Below are 15,215 nucleotides of genomic sequence, written 5' to 3'. Positions count from 1 at the left end.
AATGGATCCTCTCTCCGAAGTCCTTTCCCTGGTCAACAGCCAGGACTCCTCCTTCGGCGCCCTGAAGACCGGCGGCGATTGGGCACTCCGCTTTCCGGCACCGGAAGGTGTGAAGTTCAACGTGGTAGTCCGTGGCGCTTGCCTGCTGGCCACCGACGGCATGGAAGAGCCGATCCGACTGGAAGCGGGCGACTGCTTTCTGGTGTCCTGCCGCAGTCCGCTGCTGGTCGGCAGCGATCTATCCCTTCCCGCCGCCGACGCCACGCTGCTCTACCGAGATGCCCCTGACGGCGTCGCGCACTATGGGGAAAGCGAGGATTGTTTCCTGATCGGCGGTCGCTTCGCCTTTGGCGAAGAAGCCAACCTGCTGTTCGACGGGCTGCCTCCGGTGACCGTCGTGAAAAGCGATTCGGACCAGGCATCCGTACTGAGCTGGGCGCTGCACCGACTGGCCCATGAGTTTTCCTGCCCGTCACCCGGTAGCGCGCTGATCGCTCACCACCTGGGCCACATCATGCTGGCGCAGGTGCTGCGCCTCTATCTCGCCGGCAAGGGCAGCGACACGCCCAGTTGGCTGCTGGCGTTGTCCGATCCGCGCATAGGCGCGGCGATCCGGGCGATCCACGCCGAGCCGGCCAAAGTCTGGACGGTCGAGCGCCTGGCCGACGTAGCGGGTACCTCGCGCTCCACGCTGGCCCTGCGTTTCAAGCAAACCGCGGGACTGGCGCCGCTGGAATATGTATCGCACTGGCGTATGCAATTGGCGGCTCGCGCCCTGCGCGACAGCAAAGCGACGATTTCCTCGATCGCGCAAACCCTGGGCTACGGCTCGGACAGCGCCTTCAGCAACGCCTTCAAACGCATCATGAAATGCTCGCCCAGAGACTATCGCAGCCGGCAGGCCAGCAGGGCATAGCGCTCGGCGAACCGCCCATGCGGCAGGTTCCCCGAGCGGTCGAGCGCATGGTCAAACGACCGACGGAGCTTGCCACGGTATCTTTCCCGCCCGAAGGATGATCCCGATGGCCAGGACCACGCACGCGCCGAAGGCATAACGCAGGCCGAACGCTTCGGAGAGAAAGCCGATCAGCGGCGGGCCGATCAACGTGCCCAGGAATCCGATCGTCAGAACGGCTGCGATAGCCGAACTCGGCGCCATGCTCGAGGAGCGGGCGGCGGCCCCCGCCACCAGCGGAATGACGGTACAGATGCCGAGACCGACAAGGCAGAAGCCAATGATCGACGCCGGCAGGCTCGGATAGGCGATCGTCGTGACCATGCCGATCAAGGCGAGCCCCCCGCTCCACTGCAAGGTGCTGCGCGTACCGAAACGGTCGGCGACTCGGTTCAGCAGAAGCCGGCCGACAGTCATGGCGCCCATGAACACCATGAAGCCGACTACGACCAGTTGCCGCTCGGCCGAGACCACGTCCTGGAAATAGACGACGCTCCAGTCATACATGATGCCTTCGCAGGCCATCGAGAAAAAAACGATCAGCCCGTAGTTGAAAAGCCTCCTGTCCGGCATCGTGAAGGCCCGCCCGACCCGCTCCGCGCCAGGCTGGTCGTGGAGAAAGCGCCAGCAGGCCAGGGCGGCCAGGAAGGCGATCACCGATATCACGCCGAAATGCGTGGACAAGGCAAAGTCCTGCCCGATCATCAACGCCCCGAACCCGGCGCCGACGAATCCCGCCAACCCCCATATACCGTGGAAAAACGGTAACTCGGTCTTTCCGATGAGCGCCTCCGACAGGCTTGCCTGGGTATTGTTCGACACATTGACCGCGCTATAGGAGAACCCCGATACGAACAACAGAGCAGCAAGCTGCTAGACGCTAGAAGCCAAGGGAACCAACGACAGCAGAACGGCGTTCGCGAGAATCGCCGTTACTCCAACGTTTCTGCTGCCGAGCTTCGCGATCATCCAGCCGGATACCGGCAACGAGAGCACCACCCCGGCCGACATGGCGAAAAGCGCACTGCCGAACACCCCGTCGGAAAGCTGGAGTCCGTCTTTTATCGTGGCCATCCGGGAGCTGAGGCTCCCGAAACACAATCCGAGCATGAAGAACATGCCGGAGATGGCAATACCTTTCCCTACGCTGCTGGAGGTCATTCGATCGATCCCGGTGCTTGTTTGATGGACAGAAAGCGCGGTATCCGCGACGTCTTCCGTGTGCTCGACTAGGACGCGAATGCGTCGATCCCGGTGAGCGTCGCCGAAAGCCTCCAGAGGCAACGGGCCTGCTCCGGATCGATCGCATGCTCGCGTACGCCGGCCAGGGTGCGCGAGTCGTCCGGCGCGATGCCTGCGATGTCGCAATCCTCGCAGTAGAGCCCGCCCATCCCCGCCAGCAGCGGAGAGGTCGCAGCCCACAGCTGGGTGGCAGCCCCCTGCTGCGGGGTCTTGAGCGTGTCGGGGCTGGCCGGATTGCCGGCTTCGTCCATCCAGCCCAGGGCGATCATCTCCGCCCGTGGAACATGGCGTTGCAACGGTGTGGCGATGCTGCCCGGATGCAATGCGAAGGCATGCACACCCCTCTCGCGACCCAGCGCATCCAACTGGATGGCGAACAGGGCGTTGGCAGTCTTCGACTGCGCATAAGCCAGCCACTTGTCGTAGCCCCGTTCGAACTGCACGTCGTCCCAGCGGATCGCCGAGTAGTGGTGCCCGGCGGAGGACACGGCGACCACTCGCGCGTCATCCGCGAGCGACGGCCACAAGAGGTTCACCAGGGCGTAGTGGCCAAGGTGATTGGTCGCGAACTGCGCTTCCCAGCCCGGGCCTACGCGGGTCTCGGGACAGGCCATCACACCGGCGTTGTTGATGACGATATCGGCACGACGGCGCGAGGCGGAGAAGGCCTCGGCGAACCGACGCACGCTGGCCAACTCGGCCAGGTCGAGCGCCTGCACCTCGACTTCGTCGAGCCCGAGCAGCGCCTCCCTTGCCACATCCGGTCTGCGCGCCGTAACAATGACCCGCGCGCCCGCGTCGGCCAGCGCCTTCGTGGTTTCCAGGCCAAGACCGGAGTAGCCGCCGGTCACGATGGCGGTCTTTCCGGAGAGGTCTCGCCCCGCCATCACCTCGCTGGCCTGCGTTTTCGCTCCGAATCCCGAATTGATGGGGGTTTGCCTGATAGCCATGAGAACTCTCCTCGCATGCGGAAGCGGCCAGGCGGATAGCGCTGGCTCTTGGGACGAGGGTCATTATCGAAGTGGAAAACTGGATTCCGAATGCAGCGGAATCCAGTTTCCTATCGAGATCGTCCGATCCCGTAAGCAGCTGTTTCATCACCGCTGCAAGAAAAGCACGGGACGGCGCAGAATTTGCTGTACGTTGGCGAACTCGCCAACAGCAGCTGAAGCAGGAAAAATTGATATCAACCCCAGGGCCTACTAACTAGGCAGCTGTACTAAAACTGGGGGCAGGTCACTCCACCGAACACTTCCGGGAAGGCATGGAACACAATGACGGAAAGCACCGCCACTGCGCGCAAGCCATCAATATCAGAGCGATACTTTGGTGGATAACCGTTCGACATGAGCCTGACTTGTACTTGCTTGTTGAAGCCGCTCCCTCGCTTGCTCGGGAATAGGTAAAACCACAGAAGCTTCCGCCGCCGAGCGAATAAAATCGATGGCTAACATCACAAATTCGCCGGCCTGCCAAGACGCATACATAGAAGACGGCGACCTGTCGGCCACCCTCCCATGTGCGTCTCTACGACCAGTAGTCGCTCCGCCCAGTTCGTGGGTAACTTGCTGGCGACGCGGAAATGGCTCAGCCCTTGCTGAGCAGCCTGGCCACCAAACGGCGATACCCCGCCAGAAGCGAAAATCTGTCCTGGTAGAAATCGAGGATCATGGTTTGCCCATGAATGTCGATGGTATGCGGACCGCGTGCGTCCTGGAACGCCAGGTTTGCTACACGCTTCTCCGAATAATGCTCTGGATCGAGCACCTCGATTTCGTTTACGGCCAGACTGCTTCCATAACCATAGGAGTTGTTCTGACCGAACCGGTAAAGCTTTCCTCCCTCCTTGAAGATACGCCCGCCCATTCGTGCGGAGCCGGGATTCATCACCACAGGGTTACAGGGATGGGAAGTGTAGGGTCCTTCCAGGCTCTCGCCGACATAAAGATAAAGGTTGTCCGAACCTGATACCGCCTGGCCGCAGAACAGGTAGTACCTGCCCCCGTGTTCGAAAAGCGTGCCATCCAGAATCCGCTCACCCTCCATTCCCTGGAATAGCTTCTTGCTCTCCAGAGCGAAAGGAGGAGGCAGAAGACAGGGAGCGGAATGAGAGGCGACTTCCGGTATCAGATATTCGACACCAGACGCCTCGAACGAATAGGGATAGGAAAAATGATTCCCCTTCAAGATCACACGTGAAAAGTCAAGACTCTGGGCCTTCAATTCAATGATTTCACCCAGACCGTTGCTAGCATTCAAGGCTTCGAGACGTATCAGCTTACCGTCCGCACTAAAGAAAGGATCGGCGTAGAAAGTATACCCCTTCTCCACCTTCGGAATCTTTCCTGCTGAGACGGACAATTCTTGCAACGAAGGAATATCGTTGTAAGGAAGCGCAACGACATTCCATTTTTTTTCGAAAAACGCCCCGTACGATAGCCGGGCAAGCCCCCGGAAGATAGTCTTGCAGAAAAACTTGAAGACGGTGAAATTGCTGGGCAGACGGTAGTTTTTGCCCAGCTTTTCTAATACCACCTGCTCTCCCCGAGAGTAATTGACAAGCGCCTTGCGAAGCAGCACGACCGAATTCAGATAAAAGTTTCTTGAGGTTTTCTTGTAGGAGTGGTGATGAACCTTGGAGTACCCGCGCACCAAGACCTCGCCGGCGTCCAGTTTGTTGGAGAGCTTCTGGACTATGATCCCGACGCTGTCTGCATTTTCATAGATCTCATAAAAGCCCGCGGGCCGCCCCCTGTAGTACTCTGGATCGCCATGGTGGTAGGAAAGAATGTCCAGCCTCTGCAATCCTCCATCGATGCGGAGCAGAGACATGCCAAACTTGATGACCAGCTTTATTCCCTTATCCAGAATTCGGGCGCAGACATCTTCCGGGATGCGCTGCCAGGCCCCTTCGTAATCAGAATCGAAATGAATGACTTCTGAGCCACGAGAGTCTAACTGCACTCGACGAGTCATATCATTCTTCAGGGAAAGAATATTGAGAAAATAATACCCGCAATGCTTGATGACACTTTTCTTGGTCGCGCTATTACGACAACTGAGAACCAATTGAATATCAAGATACTCAGAAGAGTCTTCAATCGCCCGCTTTTGCCACTCACTCAATGAAAGATCATCAACAATCAACGCGGCCTTTATTTTCATCCCGAAACTCGCCTCTGAAACAATGAAACCCCAAAAATGCTGCGAAATTTCGACAGCCCCGAGAAACCGACACTTTTCACTGAAAAGCTGCCATGACAATTAGCAAAGCATCATTAAAGCGAAGCAGTATATCTCATGATCGACGGGCCGATTCAACCGTAAAACGGCCGTTAAACAGTTGCCGGACCACCAGCCAACGCTATACAGACATCATTTGGCGGAGCCACAAGGCTTTCGGCGGAGCCATAAAAGACAACGGCCTTACGGCCGTTGTCTTTCGGATGAATCACCAGGGAAGAAGTGGCTTCACTCCCACTCGATAGTCGCCGGCGGCTTGCTCGACACGTCGTAGGTGACCCGGGAGATACCGGCAATCTCGTTGATGATGCGGTTCGAGACCTTCTCCAGCAGTTCGTAGGGCAGGTGCGCCCAGCGCGCGGTCATGAAGTCGATGGTCTCCACCGCGCGCAGGGCGACGACCCAGGCGTAGCGACGGCCGTCGCCGACCACGCCGACCGATTTCACTGGCTGGAACACCACGAACGCCTGGCTGGTCTTGTGGTACCAGTCGAAGGCGCGCAGTTCCTCGATGAAGATGTGGTCGGCCTGGCGCAGCAGGTCGGCGTACTCCTTCTTCACCTCGCCGAGGATGCGCACGCCCAGGCCCGGGCCGGGGAACGGGTGGCGGTAGACCATGTCGTAGGGCAGGCCCAGCTCCAGGCCGATCTTGCGCACTTCGTCCTTGAACAGTTCGCGCAGCGGCTCGACCAGTTCGAACTGCATGTCCTCCGGCAGGCCGCCGACGTTGTGGTGCGACTTGATCACGTGGGCCTTGCCGGTCTTGGCGCCGGCCGACTCGATCACGTCGGGGTAGATGGTGCCCTGGGCGAGGAACTTCACGTCCTGCAGCTTGGTGGCTTCTTCGTCGAAGACTTCGATGAAGGTGCGGCCGATGATCTTGCGCTTCTCTTCCGGGTCGGCGACGCCGGCCAGGCGGCCGAGGAACTTGTCCTCGGCGTTGGCGCGGATCACCTTCACGCCCATGTTCTCGGCGAACATGGCCATCACCTGGTCGCCTTCGTGCAGGCGCAGCAGGCCGTTGTCGACGAACACGCAGGTCAGTTGGTCGCCGATGGCCTTGTGCAGCAGCGCGGCGACCACCGAGGAGTCCACGCCGCCGGAGAGGCCGAGCAGGACCTTGGAGGAACCGACCTGGGCGCGCACGGTGGCGATGGCGTCGTCGACGATGTTCGAGGGGGTCCACAGCGCGGCGCAACCGCAGATGTCGAGGACGAAGCGCGAGAGAATGCGCAGGCCCTGCTTGGTGTGGGTGACTTCCGGGTGGAATTGCACGCCGTAGTAGGCGCGGGCATCGTCGGCCATGGCGGCGATCGGGCAGCTCGGGGTGCTGGCCAGGATGTGGAAGCCGGCCGGCATCTCGGTGACCTTGTCGCCGTGGCTCATCCACACGTCGAGGCCGAGCACGCCGTCGTCGTCCACGTGGTCCTCGATGCCGTCCAGCAGGCGCGCCTTGCCGACCACGTCGACGCGGGCGTAGCCGAACTCGCGCAGGTCGGAGCCCTGCACCTTGCCGCCCATCTGCTCGGCCATGGTCTGCATGCCGTAGCAGATGCCGAACAGCGGCACCTTCAGGTCGAACACCGCCTGCGGCGCGCGCGGGCTGTCGGCTTCGTGTACCGACTCGGGGCCACCGGCGAGGATGATGCCGCGCGGCGCGAAGGCGATGATCGCCTCGTTGCTCATGTCGAAGGGATGGATTTCGCAATACACGCCGATCTCGCGCACGCGGCGAGCGATCAGTTGGGTGTACTGGGAGCCGAAATCGAGGATCAGGATACGGTGGGCGTGAATGTCTTGGGACATGGCCATCTCTCGCTACGGAATTCGAAAACGACACGGGGCTGAATCGAACAGCCCCGTGCAGCACTCATTTCAATCAGCCTCAACCAACCCGGTAGTTGGGGGCTTCCTTGGTGATCTGGACGTCGTGGACATGGGACTCGGCCATGCCCGCGCCGGTGATCCGGACGAACTGCGGCTGCGTGCGCATCTGCTGGATGTCGGCGCTGCCGGTGTAGCCCATGGCGGCGCGCAGGCCGCCCATCAGCTGGTGGACGATGGCGGACAGGGCACCCTTGTACGGCACGCGACCCTCGATGCCTTCCGGCACCAGCTTCTCGGCGCCGGCGGAGGCGTCCTGGAAGTAGCGGTCGGACGAGCCCTGGGAGCCGGACATGGCGCCCAGCGAACCCATGCCGCGGTAGGACTTGTAGGAACGGCCCTGGAACAGCTCGATCTCGCCCGGCGCTTCCTCGGTACCGGCGAACATCGAGCCCATCATCACACAGTAGGCGCCGGCGACCATGGCCTTGGCCAGGTCGCCGGAGAAGCGGATGCCGCCGTCGGCGATCAGCGGTACGCCGGTGCCTTCGAGGGCGGCGGCAACGTTGGCGATGGCGGAGATCTGCGGCACGCCGACACCGGCGACGATGCGGGTGGTGCAGATCGAGCCCGGGCCGATGCCGACCTTGACCGCGTCGGCGCCAGCCTCGGCGAGGGCCTTGGCGGCCTCGGCGGTGGCGATGTTGCCGCCGATCACCTGGACGTCCGGGAAGGTCTGCTTGACCCAGCGCACACGCTCGATCACGCCCTTGGAGTGGCCGTGGGCGGTGTCCACCACCACCACGTCGACCCCGGCGGCGACCAGCGCGGCAACGCGCTCGCCGGTATCGGCGCCGGTGCCGACGGCGGCGCCGACGCGCAGGCGGCCCTGCTCGTCCTTGGACGCCAGCGGGTAGGTCTTGGCCTTCTCGATGTCACGGAAGGTCACCAGGCCACGCAGGTAGAAGTTCTCGTCGACCACCAGCATCTTCTCGATGCGGTTCTCGTAGAGCTTGGCCTTCATCTCTTCCAGCGGGGTGCCTTCGCGGGCGGTGACCAGCTTGTCCTTCGGGGTCATGATCGCGGCGACGGTATCGCCGGCGTTCGGCTTCACCCGCAGGTCGCGACCGGTGACGATACCGACCAGCTCGCCCTGCTCCACCACCGGGAAACCGGAGAAGCCGTACTCGCGGGCCATCTGCAGCAGTTCGATGATCTTGGTCGAGGGGGTCACGGTGACCGGGTCGCGGACGATGGCCGTTTCGTGCTTCTTGACCTTGCGGACTTCCGCGGCCTGCTGCTCGATGCCCATGTTCTTGTGGATGATGCCGATGCCGCCTTCCTGGGCCATGGCGATGGCCAGGCGGGCTTCGGTCACGGTATCCATCGCGGCGGATACCAGCGGGATGTTCAGTTCGATGCCGCGGGTCAGGCGAGTTTTCAAACTCACGTCCTTGGGCAGGACTTCGGAATAACCGGGGATCAGAAGGACGTCGTCGAAAGTCAGGGCTTCTTGACTGATTCGCAGCATGGCGGGCGCTCCCAGACGGGAAAAATGGAAGCGCGACATTATACCCAGCCACGGGCTTCCGCTCAACGCAGTTGATCGCCGAAAACGGCGAATGGGCAAATATCTTGCAAGGCGCCCGCCAGGCCCCGTTCCGCCTGTCCTATCCCGCATTTGCAGGATGGCAGCGCGGCAGCGGATGGCCGGATACTGCGTACGTCACCCAGCGACCGCCCAGGCGGCGGGACGCCGATTCCAAGAACTATAAAAGTGGGACGGGGGAGAGAATGAAAGGGAGCACTGACCCGCATTCGTCATCCGCAGCCTTGCTCGCGGCGTTCGGCGCCGCCGTGCTGGACATCAACCGGCTGGCGCGCGACAAGACCCTGGAGCGTTTCCATCGCACCGCGCTGGAACGTCTGCAGCAACTGGTACCGTTCCAGCGTGCCTGGTGGGGCCGCGCGGCGCTGATCGACGGTGTGCCGGTGGAGCACAGCGCACACCTGTTCAACCTCGAAGAGCACTATGTGGAGGACTGGAAATCGATCAGCCACGACGACATTACCGTCGGCCTGGTACACGCCCGCCCGGGCACCGCCGTGGCCGTTGACATGCAGGCCACCGCCGGGCTGCGCTGGCTTGGCGCGCGTCACGACATCGGTGAGCTGCTCTGCGTGATCCACGTCGATCCGATCACCCGCCTCAGCGACCATGTCGCCCTCTATCGCACGCCTGGCGGCCCGCCCTTCGCGGACCAGGAGAAGCTGCTCCTCGGGCAACTCTCGGCGCACCTGGCCGCGGCCGTCTCGGCCAACCAGATCCGTACCCTGGTGGCCCTGCGCGAATCCCTCGAACGCCAGGCTCTGGCCATGGCGGTATGCGACCGCTACGGCGTGCTGCATTGCGCCGAACGCGGCTTCGTCGACCTGCTGCTCGGCGCCTGGCCGGGCTGGACCGGTCCGCAGTTGCCGGAGGAAACCAGCCCGCAGGGCTATCGCGATGCGCGCCTGGTGATCGACTCGCGGCAGGTCGGCGACCTCTACCTGCTCACCGCGCGGCAACCGAGCGCGATCGAACAGTTGAGCAATCGCGAAGGCGACGTCGCCCTGCTGTTCAGCGAAGGCAAGACCTACAAGCAGATCGCCCGCGACCTCGGCCTGGCGCCGAACACCGTGCGCCATCACATACGCACCATCTATTCCAAGCTCGGCGTCAACGACAAGGCGAGCATCGCCCACCTGCTGCACCAGTTCCCGCCTGGCTGACAGCCCTCCACCCCTGCCATCACCGCTTCGACCGCCCCGTCAAGGGCGGCATGGGCGCCCTTTCGCCTGCGAAAAGGCGCAACCACCACCGGCGCGACGAACGCCGGGCACACAACGACCGGGGAGACCGACACATGACCCACCGCACCGCCTCGATGGCCGCACCGACCGCCAGCGCCCTCGCGCTGTTCGGCATCCAGCTCCTGCTGGGCGCCGAGGCCGGCGCCGCCGACCTCAACGCCCGCGACTTCTTCGGCGCCCCGGCGGGCACCACGCTCGGCGTACTCTACCTGCCGGCGACCCGCGCCCATGAGTTCCACGGGCCGGCCGATCGCAACGGCAAGGCCGAACTGAAGACCAACGCGGTGGCCTACCGCCAGGTGTTCTTCAGCGACATCTGCGGCACTCTCTGCACGCCGCAGTTCATCATTCCCTTCGTCGACATCGATGCGCGCCTGCCCGGCAGCGTCGGGCATACCGGCGAGACCGGTTTCGGCGATCCCCAGGTCGGCGGCACCCTGTTTTTCGTCAACGACCCGGAACGGCGCCGCTACAGCGGCCTGCTGACCCTGATCACCCTGCCGCTGGGCGAGTACCACGCGAAGAACCCCGATGTCTCGCCCGGCGCCAACCGCTGGGGCGCCACCTTCGTCTACAACTACACCCAGGGCATCGGCCGCGACTGGGTGCTGGAAGCCAACCTGGAAGCGCAGTTCTACGCGAAGAACGACGACTACTTCGGCAGCGACCTGGAACAGAAACCGCTCTATCGCCTGCAAGCCTTCGCCTCCTACGACTTCAGCCAGAGCACCTACGGCGCCCTCAAGCTGGTGCACGCCGATGGCGGCGAACTGAAGCTGCAGGGCCATACCCTCGACGACACCCACCAGCGCTACACCCAACTCGGCTTCGAGCTAGGCCACTGGCTGGACCGGCGCAACAGCCTGATGTTCGGTCTCTCGCGCAACGTCGCCACCGACAATGCTTTCCATGGCAGCCAGGCCCTGTTGCGCCTGGTCCATGTGTTCTGAGGAGGCGCAGCCATGAGCGCTTCCGACAAGACTCTCGCCAGCGCCTCTCCGGCGTCTGGCAACCTCGCGCTGCTCGCGGCCATCGTGGTGTTCGCCGCGATCACCCCGACCATCCTGATGACCGCCCCCGCCGTCGCCGCGCAACTGGCGACCCAGTGGCAACTGAGCCCGGCGCGGGTCGGCGACCTGTTTTCGGTGGAGCTGGGCGCCATGAGCCTGGCGACGCTGCCGGCCTTCCATTGGCTGAAACGCGTCGATTGGCGCCACGCGGCGCTGCTCGCCGGCCTGCTGTTCATCGCCGCCAACCTGGCCTCGGCGCTGGCCGGCAGCTACCCGCTGCTGCTCGCCCTGCGTTTCTGCAGCGCCCTCGCCGGCGGCTCGCTGATGATCCTCTGCCTGTCCAGCGCCGCCAGCACCGCCACCCCGAGCCGGGTCTACGGGCTCTGGGTGATGGGCCAACTGGTGGTCGGCGCCGTCGGCCTGGCACTGCTGCCGGCGCTGTTCGAACGCTTCGGCCTGGCCGCCTGCTACCTCTTGCTGGCCGGCCTGATGGGCCTCGCCCTACCGTTGTCGCGGGCCTTCCCCAGTGGCAGCCCGCCAGCGGAAGCCCGCGCCAGTACCGGCGCGGTTCACTCGCGACTGCGGGTCGGGCTGGGTATCCTCGCCGTGCTCACCTTCTATATCAGCCTCAGCGGCGTCTGGACCTTCATCGGCGCCATCGCCGAAGGCGCGGGGATCAGTGCCGGCGCCAGCGGCGAGGTACTCGCCGGCGCCACCCTGATGGGCATCGCGGGGGCGGCCTGCGCCTCCTTCATCGGCAACCGCCTGCCGCGCGACCTGATGCTGCTCGGCGGCTACCTGGCGATGGCCGCGGCGATCCTCCTGCTGATCGGCCAGCCACCGCTGGCGCGCTTCGCCCTGGCCGCGCTGCTGTTCAAGTTCACCTGGACCTTCGTCCTGCCGTTCATCCTCGCCTGCCTCGCCGACCTGGACCGCTCCGGCCGCCTGATGAACGCCTCCAACCTGGTCATCGGCGGCGGGCTGGCCATCGGCCCGGCGCTGGCCGGACGACTCATCGAAGGCAGCGGCGGTTTCCTCCCGCTGCTGCCGATCGCCGCCGGCCTGGCCGCCCTCTCGCTGCTGCTGGCCCTGGCCTGCCGGCCACGCTGAAACCCTTTCCCGAACCACGGATACCCGCCATGACCCGACGTACCGCTTTCTTCTTCGACGAACTCTGCCTCTGGCACGCCGCCGGCCCGCACGCGCTGACCCTGCCGGTCGGCGGCTGGGTGCAACCGCCTGCCGCCGCCGGACACGCCGAATCACCGGAAACCAAGCGCCGGCTGAAAAGCCTGCTCGACGTGTCCGGCCTGACCGCCCGCCTGCAACTGCGCAGCGCACCGCCGGCGAGCGACGAGGACCTGCTGCGCGTGCATCCGGCGCACTATCTGGAACGCTTCAAGGCGTTGAGCGACGCCGGCGGCGGCAGCCTCGGCCAGGACGCGCCGATCGGCCCGGGCAGCTACGAGATCGCCCGGCTCTCCGCCGGCCTGGCCATCGCCGCGCTGGACGCGGTGCTCGCCGGCCAGGCGGACAACGCCTACTCGCTGTCGCGGCCGCCAGGTCATCACTGCCTGCCGGACCAGGCGATGGGCTTCTGTTTCTTCGCCAACATCGCCGTGGCCATCGAGGCGGCCAAGGCGCGCCACGGCGTCGAGCGGGTCGCGGTGCTGGACTGGGACGTGCACCACGGCAACGGCACCCAGGCGATCTACTACCGGCGCGACGACGTGCTGAGCATTTCCCTGCATCAGGACGGCTGCTTCCCGCCTGGCTACAGCGGCGCCGAAGACATCGGCGAGGATCGCGGTCGTGGCTTCAACCTCAACGTGCCGCTGCTTCCCGGCGGCGGTCACGACGCCTACATGCAGGCCATGCAACGCATCGTGTTGCCAGCGCTGGAGCGCTTCCGCCCGCAATTGATCGTGGTCGCCAGTGGCTTCGACGCCAACGCGGTGGACCCGCTGGCACGCATGCAACTGCACAGCGACAGCTTCCGGGCGATGACCGCGATGGTCCGCGACGCGGCCGAGCGGCATGCCGGCGGACGCCTGGTGGTGGTCCACGAAGGCGGCTACTCGGAAGCCTACGTGCCGTTCTGCGGCTTGGCTGTGATCGAAGAACTCAGCGGCGTGCGCAGCGCGGTGCGCGACCCGCTGCGCGACTTCATCGAGTTGCAGCAGCCCAACGCGGCGTTCCGCGACTTCCAGCGCCAGCGCCTCGAAGAGCTGGCCGCACAGTTCGGCCTGTGCCCGGCGCAGCCGCTTCAAGCGGCCAGGTAGCGCCCGACCAGCGCCAGGCCGCTGCACAGCACCAGCCAGGTGACCAGGCGGACGAAGGCTTCACGCGACAGACGCAGGGTCACCCGACGGCCGATCCACAGGCCCAGCGCCATGCCCGGCAGCAGGCAGGCGGCGAGCAGCCAGGGCTCGCGCGCGGCATACAGCCCGGCGAGCAGGAACAGCCCCAGGCGGACGAAGGTGCTACAACCGATCAGCGCGCTCTGGGTGGCACGCATCTGCTCCTTGCTCGCCAGGCGTCCGTTCAGGTACAGCGAATAAAGGAAGCCGCCGCTGCCGAACAACGCGCCGAACAGCCCGCCGAAGACACCGAAGGGCAACGCCCAGGTCGCCCGCCAGCGCGGCTGGCCGCGTGGCTGGAGGAACAGCGCGTAGAGCGCATAGAGACTGACGAACACGCCGAGGGCCAGCATCAGCAGCTCCGCGCGTAGCGCCAGAAGTCCGTACGCCCCCAGCGCACAGCCCAGCAACATGCAGGGCAGCAGACGCTTGAGCTCAGTGATGGCGATCTGCCGCCGCGCCGGCAGCCAGTTGCCGAACGACGCGCTGAAATCCAGCAGGACCAGCAGCGGAATGATCTGCGACAGCGGCAGCACCCCGGCCAGCAACGGGCCGGCGACCAGCGCGGTGCCGAAGCCGGCGATGCCGAACACCACATAGGCGAGGACGATGGCCAGTTCGACCAGCAGCCATTGCCATAGGCTGAACGGCAGGGCGGCGAACAGGACTGACGGATCGAGCGAGGACATGGCGACTCCCGGAACGACGACCTGCGCACTCTAGCGAGCGCAACGGCGCGCCAGCCAATACAATCCGAGCCCTGTAGCCATCTCGAAAAGGCATGGGGAATCTTCCGATGATCTCTTTGCGGCAACTCCATTACTTCGTCGAAATCGTCGAGTCCGGCGGCTTCAGCCGTGCCGCCGAACGCCTGTTCGTCGCCCAGTCGGCGCTCAGCCGGCAGGTGCGCGAACTGGAGGACAGCATCGGCACCCCACTGCTCCGCCGCGGTCCGCGCCAGGTCGAGCTGACGCCGGCCGGTCGCGCCTTCCTGCCACGCGCGCAGCGCCTGCTCGGCGACCTGGAGGCCGCCCGGCGCCTGGCTCGCGAGGTCGGCGAAGGCGGCCATGGCCTGCTGCGCCTGGGGCACTCCAGCTCGGTGCCGCTGGTGGGCGGCCTGCAAGCGGCGCTGCGCGGCTACCTCGCGGCGCAGAGCGGCGTCCGCCTGGAACTGACCCAGCAATCCTCCGAGCAGCAACTCGCCGATCTCGCCGAAGGACGCCTGGACCTTGGCCTGCTGCGCCTGCCGGTGCTGCGCCAGCATCCCCGGCTGCACCTGCGCGCCCTGTACCGCGAGCCGTTGCTCCTGGCTCTCGCCGCCGACCATCCGCTGGCCCGCCGTGAAGCCCCCGTGGCCCTGGCCGCCCTGGCCGGAGAAACCTTCGTCTCCATTCCCCACCTGCAACGCGGCGGCCTCAGCTATCGCGCCGCCGAACTCTGCCTCGGCGCCGGTTTCTACCCACGCCCGGCGCGCGCGCTGTCGCGCAAGACCAGCCAGTTGCAACTGATCGAGGCCGGCTTCGGCGTCGCCCTGGTGCCCGCCTCGATGCGCGCCATCGCACCGCCCGCCGTGCGCTTCCTGCCTCTGGCCGAGGCCGAGGCGTACAGCGAGGTGGCGTTGGCCTGGCGACGCGACGATAGCCCCCTGGTGGAAGGCTTCGTCGAATATTTCCTGGAGAATCTGCCGAACGAAGCCAAGGATTGATCGCACATCCCGGTGCGCCGCCT

13 protein-coding genes are annotated in these 15,215 nt (G+C 64.6%); 6 read left to right on the top strand and 7 right to left on the bottom strand.

Annotated features, from left to right (window positions below; genetic code table 11):
* Position 1: 1 nt before the first annotated feature.
* Positions 2-916: an AraC family transcriptional regulator gene (locus FHW81_RS02590; protein WP_003162432.1), complete on the top strand. Its 915-nt coding sequence runs from the start codon at positions 2-4 to the stop codon at positions 914-916.
* Positions 917-967: 51 nt separating this feature from the next.
* Here FHW81_RS02590 and FHW81_RS02585 read toward each other — a convergent pair whose 3' ends face one another.
* From FHW81_RS02585 to guaB, 6 genes are all read right to left on the bottom strand, one after another.
* Positions 968-1,777: an MFS transporter gene (locus FHW81_RS02585; protein WP_225041274.1), complete on the bottom strand. Its 810-nt coding sequence runs from the start codon at positions 1,775-1,777 to the stop codon at positions 968-970.
* 51 nt (positions 1,778-1,828) lie between these two features.
* Positions 1,829-2,116, bottom strand: coding sequence for a hypothetical protein (locus tag FHW81_RS02580; RefSeq protein ID WP_023091080.1), 288 nt, complete (start codon positions 2,114-2,116; stop codon positions 1,829-1,831).
* 68 nt (positions 2,117-2,184) lie between these two features.
* Positions 2,185-3,147 (bottom strand): SDR family NAD(P)-dependent oxidoreductase, encoded by a 963-nt coding sequence (locus FHW81_RS02575; protein ID WP_003122114.1) that lies wholly within the window; start codon positions 3,145-3,147, stop codon positions 2,185-2,187.
* Between the two features lie 637 nt (positions 3,148-3,784).
* On the bottom strand, positions 3,785-5,362 hold the full coding sequence (locus FHW81_RS02570) for a glucosamine inositolphosphorylceramide transferase family protein (RefSeq protein WP_016852508.1): 1,578 nt from the start codon (positions 5,360-5,362) through the stop codon (positions 3,785-3,787).
* A gap of 306 nt (positions 5,363-5,668) precedes the next feature.
* Complete coding sequence (gene guaA / locus FHW81_RS02565; RefSeq protein WP_003105901.1) at positions 5,669-7,246, bottom strand: glutamine-hydrolyzing GMP synthase; 1,578 nt, start codon at positions 7,244-7,246, stop codon at positions 5,669-5,671.
* Between the two features lie 79 nt (positions 7,247-7,325).
* Entirely contained in the window at positions 7,326-8,795 is a 1,470-nt protein-coding gene (guaB, locus tag FHW81_RS02560) for an IMP dehydrogenase (RefSeq protein ID WP_003092702.1), read from the bottom strand.
* 263 nt (positions 8,796-9,058) lie between these two features.
* Between guaB and FHW81_RS02555 the strand changes: the two genes are divergently transcribed.
* The 4 genes from FHW81_RS02555 to FHW81_RS02540 all read left to right on the top strand — a co-directional run bounded on the left by FHW81_RS02555 (position 9,059) and on the right by FHW81_RS02540 (position 13,409).
* A complete protein-coding gene (locus FHW81_RS02555) occupies positions 9,059-10,036 on the top strand; it encodes a helix-turn-helix transcriptional regulator (RefSeq protein ID WP_003119304.1) in 978 nt (325 codons plus the stop codon).
* A gap of 134 nt (positions 10,037-10,170) precedes the next feature.
* Positions 10,171-11,067 carry a transporter gene (locus tag FHW81_RS02550; protein ID WP_003118318.1) on the top strand — a complete coding sequence of 299 codons (897 nt, stop codon included), beginning with the start codon at positions 10,171-10,173 and terminating at the stop codon, positions 11,065-11,067.
* Positions 11,068-11,079: 12 nt separating this feature from the next.
* A complete protein-coding gene (locus FHW81_RS02545) occupies positions 11,080-12,237 on the top strand; it encodes an MFS transporter (protein ID WP_003122111.1) in 1,158 nt (385 codons plus the stop codon).
* A gap of 29 nt (positions 12,238-12,266) precedes the next feature.
* The gene (locus FHW81_RS02540; protein ID WP_003105893.1) at positions 12,267-13,409 is read left to right on the top strand and encodes a class II histone deacetylase; all 1,143 of its coding nucleotides are present in this window, start codon (positions 12,267-12,269) and stop codon (positions 13,407-13,409) included.
* On the opposite strand, the gene FHW81_RS02535 is transcribed toward FHW81_RS02540, so the two are convergent.
* Positions 13,394-14,176, bottom strand: a complete 783-nt coding sequence (locus tag FHW81_RS02535) for a sulfite exporter TauE/SafE family protein (RefSeq protein WP_003122110.1) — start codon at positions 14,174-14,176, stop codon at positions 13,394-13,396. The two genes, FHW81_RS02540 and FHW81_RS02535, sit on opposite strands and share 16 nt — an antisense overlap.
* Positions 14,177-14,283: 107 nt before the next feature.
* Between FHW81_RS02535 and FHW81_RS02530 the strand changes: the two genes are divergently transcribed.
* Positions 14,284-15,192: a LysR family transcriptional regulator gene (locus FHW81_RS02530; RefSeq protein WP_003109798.1), complete on the top strand. Its 909-nt coding sequence runs from the start codon at positions 14,284-14,286 to the stop codon at positions 15,190-15,192.
* Positions 15,193-15,215: the final 23 nt, after the last annotated feature.

Origin of the sequence: Pseudomonas sp. RC10-4-2 (assembly GCF_050433085.1) — a bacterium.
In the GTDB taxonomy this organism is placed as follows: Bacteria; Pseudomonadota; Gammaproteobacteria; order Pseudomonadales; family Pseudomonadaceae; genus Pseudomonas; species Pseudomonas aeruginosa.
Note: the sequence above shows the minus strand (reverse complement) of the source record. Positions and strands in the feature narration are given on the sequence as shown.